The sequence below is a fragment of the Pseudomonas oleovorans subsp. oleovorans genome (assembly GCF_002197815.1).
In the GTDB taxonomy this organism is placed as follows: domain Bacteria; phylum Pseudomonadota; class Gammaproteobacteria; order Pseudomonadales; family Pseudomonadaceae; genus Aquipseudomonas; species Aquipseudomonas oleovorans.
In genome coordinates, this window is record NZ_NIUB01000049.1 from 1 (window position 1) to 18022 (window position 18022).

Sequence of the window (18022 nt, forward strand, 5' to 3'; positions counted from 1 at the left end):
CCGAGAAGACCAAGGTGCAGTGTGTGCGGTATGCGGACGACTTCGTGATCCTGGCGGCCTCGAAAGAGCTGCTGGAGGAAGAGGTCAAGCCCTGGGTAGAGCAATTCCTGTCAGTACGAGGGGTTGAGTTATCTCGGGAGAAAACGCGCATCACGCACATTCACCAGGGATTCGATTTCTTGGGGTGGAATTTCAGGAAGTACGTGCCGAAGTCACCACGCAGGAAGGCCAAGCTGCTGATCAAGCCCTCGAAGAAGAACGCTTCGGCGTTGTATAGGAAGGTGCGCGAGATCATCAAAAGTAGTGGGGCACTGACGCAGGAAGCGTTGATCGGCCAACTGAACCCGGTACTGAAGGGGTGGGCACAATACCACTCCCCGGTCGTGGCAAAACAAACCTTCAGCAAGCTGGATCATCTGATCTTTTGGCGAATCTGGAGGTGGGCGAAACGTAGGCATCCGAGGAAGTCGGCTGATTGGATCAGGAATAAATACTTCCGATCCATAGGCGGGCAGAGCTGGGTGTTCGCGTACCCCTACAAGAATGGTAAGGGAGAAAAGCAGTACCGCCGGCTATACCAGTTGGCGGGAACCGTAATCGTGCGTCACAAGCGTCTACCTGGGGCTTACAACCCCTATGATGTGGAGCACGAGCTGAAGTGGGAGGCATTGAGAGTTCAACGGATGCAGCACAAGCTGCGTTATCGGGGGCAAATACTCAGTATCTTCCGCAGACAGCAGGGACTTTGTGCTCTGTGCGGGCAAGCGGTGAGTAAGGAAACGGGCTGGCACGATCACCACGTCATCAGGCGTGTGGACGGCGGCTCGGATACTTTACGTAATCGCACACTGCTTCATCCCAACTGCCATGCGCTGGCTCATAGTCGGCAAAAAGATACACCTCTACGGTTTAGTGGTTTATAGCTGTAGAATCCGACGCACCTCCGTACGCTGCCGGCCAAGCTACTTGGTTTTTCGTAAGCTTGAGCCGTATGCGGTGAAAGCCGCACGTACGGTTCTTAGGGGGGGATGGGCCAGCAATGGCCTATCCCTACCCGACTTTACACGGGGCCGGCCTGGGGAGGCGTTGGTCACGTGGCGCACATCCACCGGTTTATAAAAGGCAGGCCTATGCAGCGGCTGTATCGCAAACGCATCATCGTCGGCGTGGGGGGCGGTATTGCTGCCTACAAGAGCGCCGAACTGGTTCGCCGACTCAAGGATCAAGGCGCCGAAGTCCGCGTGGTGATGACCCAGGGCGGACGCGAGTTCATTACCCCGCTGACCCTGCAGGCCCTGTCCGGCCACCCCGTGCACCTCGACTTGCTCGACCCGGCCGCCGAAGCGGCGATGGGCCATATCGAACTGGCGCGCTGGGCCGATCTGATCCTCATCGCTCCTGCCACCGCCGACCTTATCGCGCGCCTCGCGCAGGGCGTGGCCAACGACCTGCTGACCACCCTGGTACTGGCTACCGATGCGCCGATTGCCCTGGCTCCGGCGATGAACCAGGCCATGTGGCGCGACGACGCCACCCAGGCCAACCTCGACCTGTTGCAGCAGCGCGGCATGCGCCTGTTCGGCCCAGCCTCGGGTAGCCAGGCCTGCGGCGATGTCGGTCTCGGCCGCATGCTCGAGCCCAACGACCTGGCCCTGCTGGCCGCCGATTGTTTCCAGCGCCAGGCGCTCGATGGCCTGCACATCCTCATCACCGCCGGCCCGACCCAGGAAAACATCGACCCGGTGCGCTACATCACCAACCACAGCTCCGGCAAGATGGGTTTCGCCCTGGCCGAGGCCGCCGCCGAAGCCGGCGCGCGCGTCACACTGGTCAGCGGGCCGGTGCACCTGCCAACGCCGGATCGAGTCAGCCGCATCGACGTGGTCAGCGCCCGCGACATGCTCGCCGCCTGCGAAGCCGCCATGCCCTGCGACGTGCTGATCGCCGCCGCCGCGGTGGCCGACTACCGCCCGGAAGTGGTAGCCCAGCACAAATTGAAGAAAGACCCCAGCAGTGGCGAAGGGATGCTCCTGCAAATGGTGCGCAACCCGGATATCCTCGCCACCATCGCCGGCCGCGAGGATCGCCCGTTCAGCGTGGGCTTCGCCGCCGAGACCGAGAACCTGCTCGAATACGCCTCGCGCAAGCTGCGCGACAAGAATCTCGACCTGATCGTCGCCAATGACGTGGCCAACCCCAGCATCGGCTTCAATAGTGAAGAGAACGCCATCACCGTGATCGACCGTGGGCTGCAGCAAACCAGTTTCGCCCAGACCAGCAAGGGCAAGATCGCCCGCCAGTTGATCACCCTTATAAAAGAACGACTGAACAAGAACTGACCATGCACGCTCTGCAAGCCAAGATCCTCGACCCTCGCCTCGGCCAGGAATTCCCGCTGCCGCAATACGCCACGCCGGGCTCCGCCGGCCTCGACCTGCGCGCCATGCTCAAGGAGGAGATCGTCCTCGAGCCAGGCCAGACCGTGCTGATTCCCACCGGCCTGTCGATCTACATCGGCGACCCAGGCTTGGCCGCGATGATCCTGCCGCGTTCGGGCCTCGGCCACAAACACGGCATCGTGCTCGGCAACCTGGTCGGCCTGATCGACTCGGACTACCAGGGCGAGCTGATGGTGTCGTGCTGGAACCGTGGCCAGACGCCTTTCACCATCGCCATCGGCGAGCGCATCGCGCAGTTGGTGCTGGTACCGGTGGTGCAGGCGCATTTCGAGTTGGTCGAGCAGTTCGACGAGACCCAACGTGGTGCTGGCGGCTTCGGCCACTCCGGTAGCCACTGATTCACACCCCACAGGACGACCCGCCGAGGAGCACCCACGTGAAACTCTTCAAGCGTACTGCCAAGGAAGCCGACACGGCTGCCAGCCTGGTGCCGAGCAAGCCCAAGGGCAAAACGGCGAACCCCTCGCTGGGTGCACTGCTACCCGGCCTGCTGGCTGCACTGATCGGCGGGGTCGCAGGCGCCGCGCTGTTGTGGTTTGCCGATAACAGCAGCAGCCAGACACGCCAGGCAGAGCTGGTGCAGGTCATTGGCAGCAACCAGGCCGCTGCCGTGCAGCAGGCGCTCAAGCAATTGCAGGCCGACAGCCTCGCCGCCGCTCGCAACCCGGAGCTGTTGCAAGCACTGCAAAGCGGCGACAACCTGCGGGTCAGCGAAGTCGAGCGGCGCCTGGGCTACTGGGATGGCGTGATCGATGCCCACCTCAATCGCCGCGGCGAAGCGGTACAGAACACCTCCCGCGCCGCGCCGATGAACTTCGCCGGCCTGGACATGCTGCGCCGTACCGAAAGCGGTCAGCAACCCGCTATCGAAGCCTATCGCGTGGGTGAGCGCTGGCTGGCCTACAGCGCCGTGGCCCTGCGCCTGAGTGAGAATCAGCCAGCCCAGGGTACACTGCTGCTGGCCTTCGACCTGCAGCGACTGCTCGCAGCTGTGCCGGCGCTCCCACCCGAGTATGGCCAGGTGCAGTTGGTGCAGCAGTTCGCCAACACACCGGCGCAGGTGCTGCTACAGCGCGGCCAGGCAGGCGACGCAGCCGCTGCGCAGACCTTCGCCACCGGCAACCCCTACTGGAAGATCAGCTTCACCCCCGGCCCCGGCCTGACTCAAGGCAGTATTTCTCCCGCGATGCTCGGCCTCGCGTTCCTGCTTGCACTGGGCGGTGCCCTGATCGGCATGATCCTGGTGCAGTGCGCGCTGCAGCGGCGCGTCAATCTCGACGCCCAGCAGCTTGGGCAAATGCTCAAAGAACTCTCTGCAGGTAAGAACGTCAAAGCCTTCAGCCTCAGCATTCCGACGCTCGATGCGCTGGCCCAAAGCCTGGCACGATTACCGCGCCGCAGTAGCGCTGAAGGCAGCAGCACCGCCGTTAAAGGAACAGCCGCGGCACCCGCCGCTCAGCCGGCAGCCAAGCCAGCCGAGCTGGTAGACCCGCTGTTCCAGGACACCGATATCCTCGATATCGACATTCTCGATGAAGACCAGGATCTCCTGGGACTGGAGCAAAGCCCCGCAATGAGCAACAGCCAAAGCGCCCCGCAACTTCCCGACGACATCTTCCGCGCCTACGACATCCGTGGCGTGGTCGGTGACACCCTGACTGCCGAATACGCCTACTGGATCGGCCGCGCCATCGGCTCGCAAAGCCTGGCTCAGGGCGAACCCAAGGTCATCGTCGGCCGTGACGGCCGCCTCTCCGGCCCGGAACTGCTGCAGCAACTGGTACAAGGTCTGCTCGACTGCGGCTGCGAAGTGACCGATATCGGCATGGTGCCGACTCCAGTCGTCTACTTCGCCGCCAACGTGCTGGAGGGCCGCTCGGCCGTGATGCTCACCGGCAGCCACAACCCACCGGATTACAACGGTTTCAAGATCATCATCGCTGGCGACACCCTGGCCAACGAGCAGATCCTCGCGCTGAAAACTCGCCTGGACAACAACGACCTGGCCACAGGCGTCGGCAGCGTGCAGCAGGTCGACGTGCTGCCGCGCTACTTCAAGACCATCCGTGACGACATCGCCCTGGCCAAGCCACTGCGCGTGGTGGTCGACTGCGGCAACGGCGCCGCGGGCGTGATCGCCCCGCAACTGATCGAAGCCCTGGGTTGCAGCGTGATCCCGCTGTTCTGTGACGTTGACGGTACCTTCCCCAACCACCACCCGGACCCAGGCAAGCCGGAGAACCTGGTCGACCTGATTGCCCGTGTGAAATCCGAGAACGCCGACCTGGGCCTGGCCTTCGACGGCGACGGCGACCGTGTCGGCGTGGTGACCAACACCGGCAATATTGTCTACCCCGACCGCCTGCTGATGCTGTTCGCCAAGGACGTGGTGTCGCGTAACCCCGGCGCCGACATCATCTTCGACGTCAAATGCACCCGTCGCCTGACCCCGCTGATCAGCGGCTACGGTGGTCGCCCGGTGATGTGGAAGACCGGCCACTCGCTGATCAAGAAGAAAATGAAGGAAACCGGTGCCCTGCTGGCCGGCGAGATGAGCGGTCACATCTTCTTCAAGGAGCGCTGGTACGGTTTCGACGACGGTATCTACAGCGCTGCCCGTCTGCTGGAAATTCTCAGCCTCGAAAAACGCAACGCCGAGCAGGTGTTCAGCGCCTTCCCCAGCGACATTTCCACACCGGAAATCAACATCAAGGTCACCGAACAGACCAAGTTCGGCATGATCGAGCGCCTGCAGCGTGAAGGCCAATGGGGCGAGGCGAACATCACCAGCATCGACGGTGTACGCGTCGACTACCCCAAGGGCTGGGGCCTGATCCGCGCCTCCAACACCACACCGGTGCTGGTGCTGCGCTTCGAGGCCGACACCCAGGAAGAGCTGGAGCGCATCCAGGACGTGTTCCGCGCGCAACTGCTCAAGGTCGCCCCCGACCTGCAACTGCCCTTTTGACCGATTTGTTCCAGGAGCCCCTGCATGACCCTCGAGCGTGACGCCGCTGCCCAAGTTGCCAAGGTACTGTCCGAAGCCCTGCCCTATATCCGCCGCTTCGTCGGCAAGACCCTGGTGATCAAGTACGGCGGCAACGCCATGGAAAGCGAGGAGCTCAAGCAGGGCTTCGCCCGCGACATCGTGCTGATGAAGGCTGTCGGCATCAACCCGGTGGTGGTGCACGGTGGTGGGCCGCAGATCGGTGATCTGCTCAAACGCCTGTCCATCGAGAGTCACTTCATCGACGGCATGCGCGTGACTGACACCGCCACCATGGACGTGGTGGAAATGGTGCTGGGTGGGCAGGTCAACAAGAGCATCGTCAACCTGATCAACCAGCATGGCGGCAGCGCCATCGGCCTGACCGGCAAGGATGCCGGCCTGATCCGCGCGCGCAAGCTCAAGGTCAGCCGTCAGACACCGGAGATGACCCAGCCGGAAATCATCGATATCGGTCATGTCGGCGAGGTCACCGGGATCAACACCGACCTGCTCAACATGCTGGCCAAGGGCGACTTCATCCCGGTCATCGCGCCCATCGGCGTCGGCCCGGATGGCGAGTCCTACAACATCAATGCCGACCTGGTAGCCGGCAAGGTGGCCGAAGCACTGAAAGCCGAGAAGCTGATGCTGCTGACCAACATCGCCGGCCTGATGAACAAGCAGGGCGAAGTGCTCACCGGCCTGAACACCGAGCAGGTCAACGAACTGATCGCCGACGGCACCATCTACGGCGGCATGCTGCCGAAGATCAAATGCGCCCTGGAAGCGGTACAGGGTGGCGTGACCAGCTCGCACATCATCGATGGTCGTGTACCCAATGCCGTGTTGCTGGAGATCTTCACCGATGTCGGCAACGGCACCATGATCAGCAACCGCAAGCGCCCTTAAAAAACGGCCGCTACGCGGCCTTCTGATGACCCTCTCCCTCCGGGAGAGGGTGCCCGTAGGGCGGGAGAGGGCCTGGCAAACACAGCGGCGCACCGCTGCCGCAGTGACTCACGGCAAAGATCGAGAATTTCGCGACGATTGCGCCGCAGAGCGGAAGGTCAGGGTTTACGCTGTGGTTCGCCAAACAACTCGGCCAAGCGCGCGCGATCAGCGGCGAAACCAGCCTCGGCTTGAGTGCGGATTTCCTTGTAGCGGGCGATATCGCGCTGCAGACGCTGCTGCTCTTCCTTGAGGTTATTGATCTGCGCCAGCAAATGCTCCGGCACCTGGCGCCCGGCACGCTCGTGGTCGGCGGCCTGGCTCTGCAGGTTGGCTTGCTGGGTACGCACCGACTGCAGGTTGCCGCGAGCGACACTGGTGACGCTGTCGAGCTCGGCCAGCTTGCGCTCGCGGGCACGGTCGACATCATCAAGATTGGTGTACAGCCGCAGCAATTGAGCATCGCTGCTGGCGCGTGCCTTGTCCGCCTGCATGCGGGCGAACTCCTCAGGCGTCGGGGCCGGCGGGATCACCCGCACGACACGCCCCTGATCATTGAGCACTTGATAGCCCTTGCCGATGAATTCCGGCGGCACACCCTGACGGCTGAGCACGGTTACGCCCTTGTCATCGACGTAACGATAGAGTTCAGCCGCGCCCCCCGACAATGGCAGCAGCAGGCTAAAGAGCAGCATACAGCGAGTCAGGCGCGGTGCAGGCATAGGACTACCTTGTACTAGGGCTAGATTCCATATTCGGCGCGATAGGCTTCGACGGCCGGCAGATATTGCTTCAGTTCAGCATCCTCTGCCAGATATTCCAGTACCTGTTCGAGTGACACGATGCTCACTACGGGCATACCGAAGTCCCGCTCGACCTCCTGAATCGCCGAAAGCTCGCTCTGACCACGCTCCTGGCGGTTCAGCGCGATCAAGGTGCCGGCAGCCTGTGCGCCTTGGCCCTGGATGATCTGCATCACTTCGCGGATCGCGGTACCGGCGGTGATCACGTCATCGACGATCAACACACGGCCCTTGAGTGGCGCACCGACCAGGGTACCGCCTTCGCCATGATCCTTGGCTTCCTTGCGGTTGAAGCACCAGGGCAGATCGCGCTGATGATGCTCGGCCAGTGCCACGGCAGTGGTTGCTGCCAACGGAATACCTTTGTAAGCCGGGCCGAACAACACATCGAAATCGATACCACTGTCGACGATGGCTGCGGCGTAGAAACGCCCCAGCTGCGCCAACGCCAGACCGCTGTCGAACAGGCCGGCATTGAAGAAATAGGGGCTGGTGCGCCCGGACTTGAGGGTGAACTGGCCAAAACGCAGAACCCCGCGCTCGATGGCAAAACGAATGAAATCGCGCTGGTACGCTTGCATGAAAAGTCCCGGACGGCACGGATTTAGCTAAATGAGGTGAGCTCGGGTATCATACATGCATGTGTTTTTGGGGGCCATTTATGCGGATCATCAGTGTGAACGTGAATGGTATTCAGGCTGCGGCCGAGCGAGGTTTGCTCAGTTGGCTGCAAGCCCAGAATGCCGACGTGATCTGCCTGCAAGACACCCGTGCCTCTGCCTTTGAAATGGACGACCAAGCCTTCCAGCTGGATGGTTATTTCCTCTATGCATGCGACGGTGAAGTGCCCAGCCAAGGTGGCGTGGCACTCTACTCGCGATTGCAACCCAAGGCGGTGATCAGCGGCCTCGGCTTCGAGATGGCCGATCGCTACGGGCGCTACCTGCAGGCAGATTTCGACAAGGTCAGTATCGCCACCCTGCTGCTGCCTAGCGGGCGGGACGGTGACGAGAGCTTGAATCAGAAATTCAAGTTCATGGACGACTTCACCCATTATCTGGACAAGCAACGGCGCAAACGTCGCGAGTACATCTATTGCGGCTCGCTGCATGTCGCGCACCAGAAGCTGGACGTGAAGAACTGGCGCGACTGCCAGCAATCACCAGGCTTCCTGGCGCCCGAGCGCGCCTGGATGGATGAGGTGGTTGGCAATATGGGCTATGTCGATGCCCTGCGCGAAGTCAGCCGTGAAGGCGACCAGTTCAGCTGGTGGCCGGACAACGAGCAGGCGGAAATGCTCAACCTGGGTTACCGCTTCGACTACCAGTTGCTCACCCCCGGCATGCGCCGCAGCGTGCGCAGCGCGCGCCTGCCACGCCAACCGCGCTTCTCCCAGCATGCGCCGCTGATCGTCGATTACGACTGGATTCTCAGCGTCTGATCGACAGGCAGGAGCGCAGGCTTAGCGCCTAACGCCCGTCATTAGCATGTCGGCGCAGCGGATTTGTAGGAGCGGCGCCCCGCCGCGAACAAGGGCGGCGCGCACTTGAAAGACTTCGCCCCGGGGCGGGGCTCCTACGAAAAGCGGCTGCGGGAACTTGCCTGATCGGCACTAGATTTAGTGCCGATTAAGTACGCACGGGCTCACTTCACCAAACGCCAACTGAAGGGGTAGCGATAGTTCTGCCCTTCGTTGGCCTTGATACCGGCGATGATGGTCAGCACCAACGCGGCCAGACCCAGCAGCATCAGCAGCGGGAAGCCGATCACCACCACCATCAGGATGAAACAGACCACGGCGGCCAGCGCCACGCTGATCTGGAAGTTCAGCGCTTCCTTGCCCTGCGCATCGACGAAGGGGTCGAAATCCTTCTTGATCTGCCAGACGATCAGCGGGCCGAGCAGATTACCGAAAGGGAACACCAGGCCGAGAAACGCGGCGAAGTGACAGAACATGGCCCACTGGCGCGCTTCCTGACTGGGCGTAGGAAGCGGGTTTTGCAGATCGTCGTTCATCCTGATGCTCCTTGCTCGTTACGGGCTCAGTCGACCAGAGCGGCCTGCTGCAGTTCAAAGATCTCGTTCATGCCTTTCTGCGCCAATGCCAGCATGGCGTTGAATTCGTCAGGCTGGAACGGTGCGCCTTCAGCGGTGCCCTGCACTTCGATGAAGCCACCGGCATTGGTCATCACCACGTTGAGGTCAGTCTCGGCGGCGGAGTCTTCCAGGTAGTCCAGATCCAGCACCGGCTCGCCCTGGTAGATACCGACCGACACCGCCGCGATCATCTGCTTGAGCGGCTCGCCCTTGAGCGAACCACGCTTCTTCAGCACCTTCAGCGCGTCGATCAGCGCCACCATGGCGCCGGTGATGGAGGCAGTGCGGGTGCCACCGTCGGCCTGGATCACGTCGCAATCGACGTACAGGGTGTTCTCGCCCAGCTTGCTCATGTCCAGCGCTGCGCGCAGCGAACGACCGATCAGGCGCTGGATTTCCAGAGTACGACCACCCTGCTTGCCGCGGCTGGCCTCACGCTGATTACGCTCGCCGGTGGCGCGCGGCAGCATGCCGTATTCGGCAGTCAGCCAGCCCTGGCCCTGGCCCTTGAGGAAGCGCGGCACGCCCGACTCGACGCTGACTGTGCAGACCACCTTGGTATCGCCAAACTCCACCAGCACCGAGCCCTCGGCGTGCTTGGTGTAGTTGCGGGTGATGCGAATCGAGCGCAACTGATCGGCGGCGCGGCCACTGGGACGTTTCATCGAGCGATACCTACTTCATTAAGTGAAAACAGTGCGCATTATAGGGGCGCCCGAGCAAGGCGACACGCCGAATTGGCGCCAGCAGATGGCAGACCCGCTCGCCTGCACATGAAATGGGTAGGTGCCGTGAGCTACAATCCTGCGTTTTTCGAGCCAACTTCCACGAGGTATCCCATGGTTCACAGCATGACGGCCTTTGCCCGCAATGAGCAGGCAACCGCTCACGGCACACTGAGCTGGGAGCTGCGCTCGGTCAACCACCGCTACCTCGAGCCGCACCTGCGCCTGCCGGAAGCCTTTCGCGACCTCGAAGGCGCCGTGCGCGAAGCCCTGCGCCAGGGCCTGTCACGCGGCAAGGTGGAGTGCACCCTGCGCTTCGCCGAGGAAAACGCCGGCAAGCAACTGCAGGTCGACAGCGAGCGCGCCCGCCAAGTGATCGCCGCTGCCGAACAGGTCGCCGCGCTGATCCAGCAGCCGGCCCCGCTCAACCCGCTGGAAGTGCTGGCCTGGCCTGGCGTGCTGGTGGCCGATTCGGCCGACCCGCAAGCCCTGAACGCTGCCGCTCTGAAGCTGTTCGACCAGGCGCTGAGTGAACTCAAGGCAGGCCGTGCCCGCGAAGGCGCCGAGCTGGCCAAGCTGCTAAACGAACGCCTCGACAGCATCCTCGAAGAGGTCGCCGCACTGCGCGAACTGGTACCACAAATGCTCGCCGGCCAGCGCCAGAAGATCGAAACCCGCTTCGCCGAGATGCAGGCTGAGCTCGACCCGCAACGCCTGGAGCAGGAGCTGGTGCTGCTGGCGCAGAAGAGCGACGTGGCCGAAGAGCTGGATCGCCTCAGCACCCACGTCAGCGAAGTGCGTCGCGTACTCAAGGCCGGCGGCGCTGCCGGCAGGCGTCTGGACTTCCTGATGCAGGAACTCAACCGCGAAGCCAACACCCTCGGCTCCAAGGCGTTCGACCCGCGCAGCACGCAGGCTGCGGTGAACCTCAAGGTGCTTATCGAACAGATGCGCGAGCAGGTTCAGAATATCGAGTAACGCCAGCCCAGCGGCTGCTATCTTTCGTCCCACGTTTTCCCAGGATCGCTTTCATGGCCACGACCACCGGCACCCTCTACATCGTTTCCGCCCCCTCCGGCGCCGGCAAGACCAGCCTGGTCAAGGCGCTGATCGACAGCGAAGCGCAGATTCGCGTTTCGGTCTCGCACACCACCCGCGCCATGCGCCCGGGCGAAGTGGATGGGGTGAACTACCACTTCGTCGACCATGCACAGTTCAACGCCATGCTCGAACGCGGTGAGTTCCTCGAACATGCCCAGGTATTCGATAACCTTTACGGTACTTCGCAGAAATGGGTCGAGCAGACGCTGGCCGAAGGCTTCGACCTGATTCTGGAAATCGACTGGCAGGGCGCGCAGCAGGTGCGCAAGCTGATGCCGCAGAGCAAATCCATCTTCATCCTGCCGCCGACTCAGGAAGCTTTGCGTCACCGCCTGACCAACCGTGGCCAGGACAGCGGCGAGATCATCGAACGACGCATGCGCGAAGCAGTCAGCGAAATGAGCCACTACGTCGAATACGACTACCTGGTGATCAACGATGACTTCAACCACGCCCTGAGCGACCTGAAAGCCATATTCCGCAGCAACCAGTTGTCGCAAACACAACAGCAGCAACGCCATGCCGGCCTGCTCAGCGAGTTGCTGGCCTAAAAGCCGCGCATGCTTCGAGCCACAAGCTGCAGGTAAAAGCAAGGCCGTTTTGGCGCCTACTTGTAGCTTGAAGCTTGAAGCTGCTTTACACTATTCAGTCCGCTCGCCCGCTCGGGCCAAGCTTATCCGCACACGTTACGAGGAACACCATGGCTCGCGTTACCGTCGAAGATTGCCTGGACAACGTTGATAACCGCTTCGAACTGGTCATGCTCGCGACCAAGCGTTCGCGCCAGCTGGCCACCGGCGGCAAAGAGCCGAAAGTGGCGTGGGAAAACGACAAGCCCACCGTCGTGGCCCTGCGTGAAATCGCCGCCGGCCTGGTGGATTACGACGTGATTGCCCAGGACGACATCGTCGAAGAAGAACCGCTGTTCGCCGCCTTCGAGGAAGAGGCCAACGAGCCTCTGTAAGTCGATGATGCCGGGTCGAAGTTGCGCGGCGGGTCGCCAAACCGGTCATGAGGGGAACACCCCATGGCTGGTATAGACGCTCTCGCCGACCGACTTTCGGCCTACCTCGGCCATGACCAGGTCAACCTGGTACGCCGGGCCTACTTCTACGCCGAACAGGCGCACGATGGCCAACGCCGCCGCAGTGGCGAAGCCTACGTGACCCATCCGCTGGCCGTGGCCAGCATCCTCGCCGACATGCACATGGATCATCAGAGCCTGATGGCCGCCATGCTGCACGACGTCATCGAAGACACCGGCATCGCCAAGGAAGCGCTCAACGCGCAGTTCGGCGAGACCGTGGCCGAACTGGTCGATGGGGTCAGCAAGCTGACCCAGATGAACTTCGAGACCAAGGCCGAGGCGCAGGCCGAGAACTTCCAGAAGATGGCCATGGCCATGGCCCGCGACATCCGCGTGATTCTGGTCAAGCTCGCCGACCGCCTGCACAACATGCGCACCCTCGATGCCATGCCGCATGAGAAGAGCCGGCGCATCGCCAAGGAAACCCTGGAAATCTACGCCCCCATCGCCAACCGGCTGGGCATGCACAACATGCGCGTGGAGTTCGAAGACCTGGGCTTCAAGGCCATGCACCCGATGCGCTCGGAGCGCATCCGCGCCGCCGTGCGCCGCGCTCGGGGCAACCGCAAGGAGATCGTGGCCAAGATCGAGGAATCGATCCAGATGTGCCTGCAGCGCGAAGGCATGGAAGGCGAAGTGATCGGCCGCGAGAAGCACCTCTACAGCATCTACCAGAAGATGCGCGGCAAGCGTAAGGCGTTCAACGAGATCATGGACGTCTACGCCTTCCGCATCATCGTCGACAAGGTCGACACTTGCTACCGCGTGCTCGGCGCCGTGCACAACTTGTATAAACCCTTGCCCGGGCGCTTCAAGGATTACATCGCGATTCCCAAGGCCAACGGCTACCAGTCGCTGCACACCACGCTGTTCGGCATGCACGGCGTGCCCATCGAGATCCAGATCCGCACCCGCGAAATGGAAGAGATGGCCAACAACGGCATCGCCGCGCACTGGCTGTACAAGTCCAATGAGGACGACGCGCCCAAGGGCAACCACGCCCGCGCGCGTCAGTGGGTCAAGGGCGTACTGGAGCTGCAGCAACGCGCCGGCAACTCGCTGGAATTCATCGAGAGCGTGAAGATCGACCTGTTCCCCGACGAGGTCTACGTGTTCACGCCCAAGGGTCGCATCATGGAGCTGCCAAAAGGCTCCACCGCGGTCGACTTCGCCTACGCGGTACACACCGACGTCGGCAACACCTGCATCGCCTGCCGCATCAACCGTCGCCTGGCGCCGCTGTCGCAAGCACTGGAAAGTGGCTCGACGGTAGAAATCGTCACCGCGCCGGGCGCCCGGCCGAATCCGGCCTGGCTCAACTTCGTGGTCACCGGCAAGGCACGCACGCATATCCGCCACGCCCTCAAGCAGCAGCGCCGCTCGGAATCGATCAGCCTCGGCGAACGCCTGCTGAACAAGGTGCTGGCCAGCTTCGACACGCACCTGGAAAAGATCGCGCCCGAGCGCGTACAGGCCGTGCTCGGCGAATACCGCCAGGAGGTCATCGAGGACCTGCTCGAAGACATCGGCCTGGGCAACCGCATGGCCTACGTCGTGGCCCGCCGCCTGCTGGCCGAGAGTGGCGACGAAACCCTACCGAGCAGCGAAGGGCCCCTGGCGATCCGCGGCACCGAAGGCCTGGTGATGAGTTACGCCAAGTGCTGCACGCCGATCCCGGGCGACCCCATCGTCGGTTACCTGTCCGCCGGCAAGGGCATGGTGGTGCACATGGAAAGCTGCCGGAACATCGTCGACATCCGCCACAACCCGGAAAAATGCATCCAGCTCAACTGGGCCAAGGATGTCACCGGCGAATTCAACGTCGAACTGCGCGTCGAGCTGGAACACCAGCGCGGCCTGATCGCCCTGCTGGCCAGCAGCGTCAATGCCGCCGATGGCAACATCGAGAAGATCAGCATGGACGAACGCGACGGCCGTATCAGCGTCGTGCAACTGGTGGTCAGCGTGCATGACCGCGTGCACCTGGCCCGCGTGATCAAGAAACTGCGTGCACTCAAGGGCGTGATGCGTATCACCCGAGTACGCGCCTGACACAATTCCCCTATTTCGATTCTGTAGGCTGGGTGCTCGACCCAGCCAGTTCTCACAAGGAGCGATTCATGAGCAAGACCGTCATCACCAGCGACAAGGCACCGGCCGCCATCGGCACCTACTCCCAGGCAATCAAGGCCGGCAACACCGTGTACATGTCCGGGCAGATCCCGCTCGACCCGGTAAGCATGGAGCTGGTCGAAGGCTTCGAAGCCCAGACCGTGCAGGTGTTCGAAAACCTCAAGGCCGTCGCCGAAGCCGCCGGTGGTTCGTTCAAGGACATCGTCAAGCTGAACATCTTCCTCACCGACCTGTCGCACTTCGCCAAGGTCAACGAGATCATGGGTCGCTACTTCGAACAGCCTTATCCGGCTCGCGCTGCCATTGGCGTTGCCGCCCTGCCGCGCGGCGCGCAGGTGGAAATGGACGCCATCCTGGTCATCGAGTAAGTCGTTCGAGCGGGGCAGTAGGCCCCGCTCGCCCTTCCCCGGCATGGAGATCGCCATGCGCCTGCTGCCTCTGCTGTTACTGGCCGCCCTGCTGAGCGGCTGCGCCAGTACGCCGAACAACGACCCGAGCGGTACCTGGATCAACCAGGCTGCCATCGATGCCGCCCGCGAGAGCGGTCGCCTGCGCGAAGCCCTGCTCGCCTACGGCCCCAACCTCGAATGGCAGATCAACCCCGAACAGCAGCAGGCCAGCTACAGCAACGGCTTCGAGCTGGCCGAGGGCAAGCTGCAGGGTGCCGGAGAGGGGCGTTGGCAGGTGACCTTCTACGGTGATTACAACGAGCAGCTCGCCATTCAGAACGGCGAACTGGTGCAGATCGCCAGCGAATACTGGCCCGAGCAGCACTTCGCCCGCGTCTCCGGCGAACCCAAGCCGCTGGGCAGCAGCTTTGAACAGGCGTTGTACCGCGACTACCTGGGCGGCGACTGGCTGATCGAGGAAGGTCTGGGCCAGGGCGGCCTGGTGCGTTTCAACAGCGACGGGCAGGTACAAGGCCTGCCCGGCGCCGAACGCTTCGCCCTGTGCCTGGCAGGCGACTGCGCGGCCATGAGCGGCGAACATGACAGTCTTTGGCTGCAAGCCGGTGATCAGGGTAGCCCCTGGTTGTTCGTGCATGAAGGCAATCAGCTGCGCATCTTCGAAGCGCAGAACCGCGCCCAGTTCGACGAGATGCCCGAGTACCAGCCCGGCCCGCAGCGCTGGCTGCTCAAGCGCCGCTGATCAGCAGGCGCCGCCTCCGGGCAGGAGCGGCGCCACGCTATAGAGCCCCCAGCAACAGCCAGCCTCCCAGCGCCAGCAACAGGCCACCGCAACCGCGATCCAGCCAGCGCACGCGCCGCTGCAACCAGTTGCGCCAGCGCGCCTGATCGAGCAGGCGCACCAGCGCCAGATCCCAGAACAGCACCACCAGGGTCATCCACAGCATCGCCAGGCCCAGCCCCCATGCCGGCATTGCCGACTCGCGCAAGACCCCGAATAGCCCGGCGTAGAACAGCGGCAATTTGGGGTTGAGGCTGCTGGCCAGCAGACCCTGACGCATGCCCTTCCACACCCCGCCCTGCCTCAGCTGATCACCCTGTGGCAGGACCAGATCTCGCCGCGAAGCCAGCGCCTGCAGGCCGATCCAGGCGAAATACAGCCCACCGACGACCTGCAAGCAGCGCCACAGCCAACTACCCTCGGCGGGTAACAACGCCATGACGAACAGTACCAGCAGCATGCTCAGCAGGTTGGCCAGCGCAATGCCCCAGGCGCAACCGTCGGCCTGGTGCCGGCCCTTGGCCAGCGCGGTGCGAATCAATAGAAAGAAGTCCGGCCCAGGCGACAGCAAGGCCGCGAAATGAGTACCGGCAACCAGTAGAAACAACGCGAACATGGCACCTCCGTTTGGCGGAGGCAGTGTCGACAACCAGCGGTGCGATGTATTGGAAAAAACTCAGACTCGACAGCGACGCAATCGCTGCCGAACAACTTGGCGCGCACCGATGCAAGTTCGCACTAAGCCCTGCAGAATCAGGCCTGCGCCACGGCGCGAAAACGCCCCGGAGTGACCCCGGTGAAACGGCGAAACACGCCGTTGAAATGCGCCTGGTCATAAAAACCCAGATCCAGTGCGACATCGGCCAGGGCCTGGCCTTGCAACAACCTGCGCTTGGCTTCACGTACTCGGCGCTGCAGTAGATAGGTGTGTGGCGGCACGCCATAGGCACGGCGAAATGCCTCGATCAGGTGGCGCGGATGACGCTGCACCAAGGCAGCCAATTGCTCGAGGCTGACAGCCTCGGCGTAGTGCGCTTCCAGGTAATCGCGCAGGTACGCCGTCACCCCACTGTCGCGACATGCCGGGCGCGCCTCGCGCAAGCCGCCGTGCCGCACGAAGACCAGCTCCAGCAACGCCAGCAGTTCGCTCTCCAGCGCCAGCGCATCGCCCCCTTCAAACTGGCCGGCCAGACGCGCCAATCCCGCCGCCACGCGCCCGTCATCGTGGGGATTGAGCGCGCGAAAGCCACTGGGCAGGCTCTTGCGCCCAAGCAGAGCCGGCAGTCGCGACTCCTCGATGTAGAGCATGCGGTAGATCAGGCGCGACGACTCGGCGTGCCCGGTGTGCGGCTCTTCGGGATTCATCAGCGACAGGGTTCCCGCTGGCAGCGCGTGGCGCTGACCGCGGCACTGGTAGCCGCCCACACCCTGTACGATCACCCCAACGGCAAACGCGTCGTGACTGTGGCGCCCGAACGGCTGGCCGGAAAAGTCGGCGTGGAACAGCTCGATTCCCGGTAACCAGGGCTTGGCCAGAAGGCGATTGGAATCCATCTCGGCAGCGGCTCAGCGACCCGCCAGGATCGCCGCGTAACCTTCACGGTAACTGGGATACTGCGGCGCCCAGCCCAGCGCACGGGCGCGGGCGTTGCGACAGCGCTTGCTACCGGCTCGGCGCACGCGCTGCTCGTCGCTCCAATGGCTGACGCCCAGTTGCCCACGTAGCCAACCTACTACCTCGTGCAGCGGCGCCGGCTCGTCGTCGACGCCCAGGTAGCAATCGGCCAAGGGCACACCGGCGGCATCCGCCTGCAACAGCGTGGCGAACAGGCCGGCAGCATCCTCGACATGAATGCGATTGCCATACAACGGCGGCGTCTCGCTGACGCGATAGCCGCCGCGCACCTGGCTCAGCAACCATTCGCGACCAGGGCCGTAAAGGCCTGTCAGACGCACTGTGGTCGCCGGCAGACCGCTGTTGAGCGCGACGCGTTCAGCCTCGCGCATGATCACCGCAGAAAAACTCTGGGCTTCAGCCGCAGAACCCTCGTCGATCCACTCGCCTTCCTGCTGCCCATACACGCCGCTGCTGGAGGCGAACAGGATGCGCCGTGGTCGCTGGCCATGCTGCGCCAGCCAGCTCAACACGCGGCGCAGCCCCTCGACATAGGCGGCGCGGTAGCCCGCCTCGTCATGCTCGGTGGCGGCGGCGCAGTACACCAGGTAATCCAGTTGCCCTTGCGGCCAATCCGCCGGACAGGCATCGGCGTGCAGATCGCCGGCCAGCGGCTCGATGGCGGTAGGTAGCGCGGCCACGTTGCGACGCATACCGAGCACGCGCCAGCCTTGTGCGGCCATCCGCAGGCCGAGGCGGGTACCGACGTCTCCACACCCGGCAATCAGCAGGCTGTTGCATCCCGACATGCTTTTCTCCATGACATTTTATGCAAAGGCGCAGTTTAGCCCGGTTGGTTCATTCGTATGCAAAGGCT

Annotated in this window: 19 protein-coding genes; 12 read left to right on the forward strand and 7 right to left on the reverse strand. The window is 63.0% G+C overall.

The window, feature by feature from the left end; genetic code table 11:
- The 5 genes from PSOLE_RS20870 to argB all read left to right on the forward strand — a co-directional run.
- Positions 1-923: group II intron reverse transcriptase (locus PSOLE_RS20870; protein WP_211281481.1), on the forward strand; the 923-nt coding region annotated here is incomplete at its 5' end.
- Between the two features lie 207 nt (positions 924-1130).
- A complete protein-coding gene (coaBC, locus tag PSOLE_RS20875; RefSeq protein ID WP_074861348.1) occupies positions 1131-2339 on the forward strand; it encodes a bifunctional phosphopantothenoylcysteine decarboxylase/phosphopantothenate--cysteine ligase CoaBC in 1209 nt (402 codons plus the stop codon).
- Positions 2340-2341: 2 nt separating this feature from the next.
- The gene (dut, locus tag PSOLE_RS20880) at positions 2342-2797 is read left to right on the forward strand and encodes a dUTP diphosphatase (RefSeq protein ID WP_074682220.1); all 456 of its coding nucleotides are present in this window, start codon (positions 2342-2344) and stop codon (positions 2795-2797) included.
- A 1235-nt stretch (positions 2798-4032) separates the two neighbouring features.
- Positions 4033-5427, forward strand: a complete 1395-nt coding sequence (gene algC, locus PSOLE_RS24430; RefSeq protein ID WP_206407572.1) for a phosphomannomutase/phosphoglucomutase — start codon at positions 4033-4035, stop codon at positions 5425-5427.
- Between the two features lie 24 nt (positions 5428-5451).
- Positions 5452-6357: an acetylglutamate kinase gene (gene argB / locus PSOLE_RS20890; protein ID WP_003464592.1), complete on the forward strand. Its 906-nt coding sequence runs from the start codon at positions 5452-5454 to the stop codon at positions 6355-6357.
- Positions 6358-6515: 158 nt separating this feature from the next.
- On the opposite strand, the gene PSOLE_RS20895 is transcribed toward argB, so the two are convergent.
- Positions 6516-7118, reverse strand: coding sequence for a DUF4124 domain-containing protein (locus tag PSOLE_RS20895; RefSeq protein WP_003464593.1), 603 nt, complete (start codon positions 7116-7118; stop codon positions 6516-6518).
- 20 nt (positions 7119-7138) lie between these two features.
- The gene (gene pyrE / locus PSOLE_RS20900) at positions 7139-7780 is read right to left on the reverse strand and encodes an orotate phosphoribosyltransferase (RefSeq protein ID WP_003464595.1); all 642 of its coding nucleotides are present in this window, start codon (positions 7778-7780) and stop codon (positions 7139-7141) included.
- Between the two features lie 80 nt (positions 7781-7860).
- Here pyrE and PSOLE_RS20905 point away from each other — a divergent pair, with 80 nt between their 5' ends.
- Positions 7861-8640, forward strand: a complete 780-nt coding sequence (locus PSOLE_RS20905; protein WP_039965397.1) for an exodeoxyribonuclease III — start codon at positions 7861-7863, stop codon at positions 8638-8640.
- Positions 8641-8843: 203 nt separating this feature from the next.
- Here PSOLE_RS20905 and PSOLE_RS20910 read toward each other — a convergent pair whose 3' ends face one another.
- Together PSOLE_RS20910 and rph are read right to left on the reverse strand one after the other, a co-directional pair.
- Positions 8844-9215, reverse strand: coding sequence for a DUF4870 domain-containing protein (locus PSOLE_RS20910; RefSeq protein ID WP_003464599.1), 372 nt, complete (start codon positions 9213-9215; stop codon positions 8844-8846).
- Positions 9216-9241: 26 nt separating this feature from the next.
- A complete protein-coding gene (gene rph, locus PSOLE_RS20915) occupies positions 9242-9961 on the reverse strand; it encodes a ribonuclease PH (RefSeq protein WP_003464600.1) in 720 nt (239 codons plus the stop codon).
- 174 nt (positions 9962-10135) lie between these two features.
- On the opposite strand from rph, the gene PSOLE_RS20920 reads away from it, so the two are divergent.
- The 6 genes from PSOLE_RS20920 (at position 10136) to PSOLE_RS20945 (ending at position 15491) form a co-directional block, all read left to right on the forward strand.
- Entirely contained in the window at positions 10136-10999 is an 864-nt protein-coding gene (locus PSOLE_RS20920) for a YicC/YloC family endoribonuclease (protein ID WP_074860497.1), read from the forward strand.
- Positions 11000-11052: 53 nt separating this feature from the next.
- Positions 11053-11673: a guanylate kinase gene (gmk, locus tag PSOLE_RS20925; protein ID WP_003464604.1), complete on the forward strand. Its 621-nt coding sequence runs from the start codon at positions 11053-11055 to the stop codon at positions 11671-11673.
- A gap of 149 nt (positions 11674-11822) precedes the next feature.
- On the forward strand, positions 11823-12086 hold the full coding sequence (gene rpoZ / locus PSOLE_RS20930; protein ID WP_003464606.1) for a DNA-directed RNA polymerase subunit omega: 264 nt from the start codon (positions 11823-11825) through the stop codon (positions 12084-12086).
- A gap of 63 nt (positions 12087-12149) precedes the next feature.
- Positions 12150-14261, forward strand: a complete 2112-nt coding sequence (gene spoT, locus PSOLE_RS20935) for a bifunctional GTP diphosphokinase/guanosine-3',5'-bis pyrophosphate 3'-pyrophosphohydrolase (RefSeq protein ID WP_003464609.1) — start codon at positions 12150-12152, stop codon at positions 14259-14261.
- Between the two features lie 68 nt (positions 14262-14329).
- The gene (locus PSOLE_RS20940) at positions 14330-14710 is read left to right on the forward strand and encodes a RidA family protein (protein WP_003464610.1); all 381 of its coding nucleotides are present in this window, start codon (positions 14330-14332) and stop codon (positions 14708-14710) included.
- A gap of 55 nt (positions 14711-14765) precedes the next feature.
- On the forward strand, positions 14766-15491 hold the full coding sequence (locus tag PSOLE_RS20945) for a hypothetical protein (RefSeq protein WP_074860498.1): 726 nt from the start codon (positions 14766-14768) through the stop codon (positions 15489-15491).
- A 37-nt stretch (positions 15492-15528) separates the two neighbouring features.
- Here PSOLE_RS20945 and PSOLE_RS20950 read toward each other — a convergent pair whose 3' ends face one another.
- The 3 genes from PSOLE_RS20950 to PSOLE_RS20960 all read right to left on the reverse strand — a co-directional run bounded on the left by PSOLE_RS20950 (position 15529) and on the right by PSOLE_RS20960 (position 17954).
- The gene (locus PSOLE_RS20950) at positions 15529-16146 is read right to left on the reverse strand and encodes a LysE family translocator (RefSeq protein WP_003464612.1); all 618 of its coding nucleotides are present in this window, start codon (positions 16144-16146) and stop codon (positions 15529-15531) included.
- A gap of 137 nt (positions 16147-16283) precedes the next feature.
- Positions 16284-17084 (reverse strand): helix-turn-helix transcriptional regulator, encoded by an 801-nt coding sequence (locus tag PSOLE_RS20955; protein ID WP_003464614.1) that lies wholly within the window; start codon positions 17082-17084, stop codon positions 16284-16286.
- 12 nt (positions 17085-17096) lie between these two features.
- Positions 17097-17954, reverse strand: a complete 858-nt coding sequence (locus PSOLE_RS20960) for an NAD-dependent epimerase/dehydratase family protein (RefSeq protein ID WP_003464615.1) — start codon at positions 17952-17954, stop codon at positions 17097-17099.
- Positions 17955-18022 lie beyond the last annotated feature (68 nt).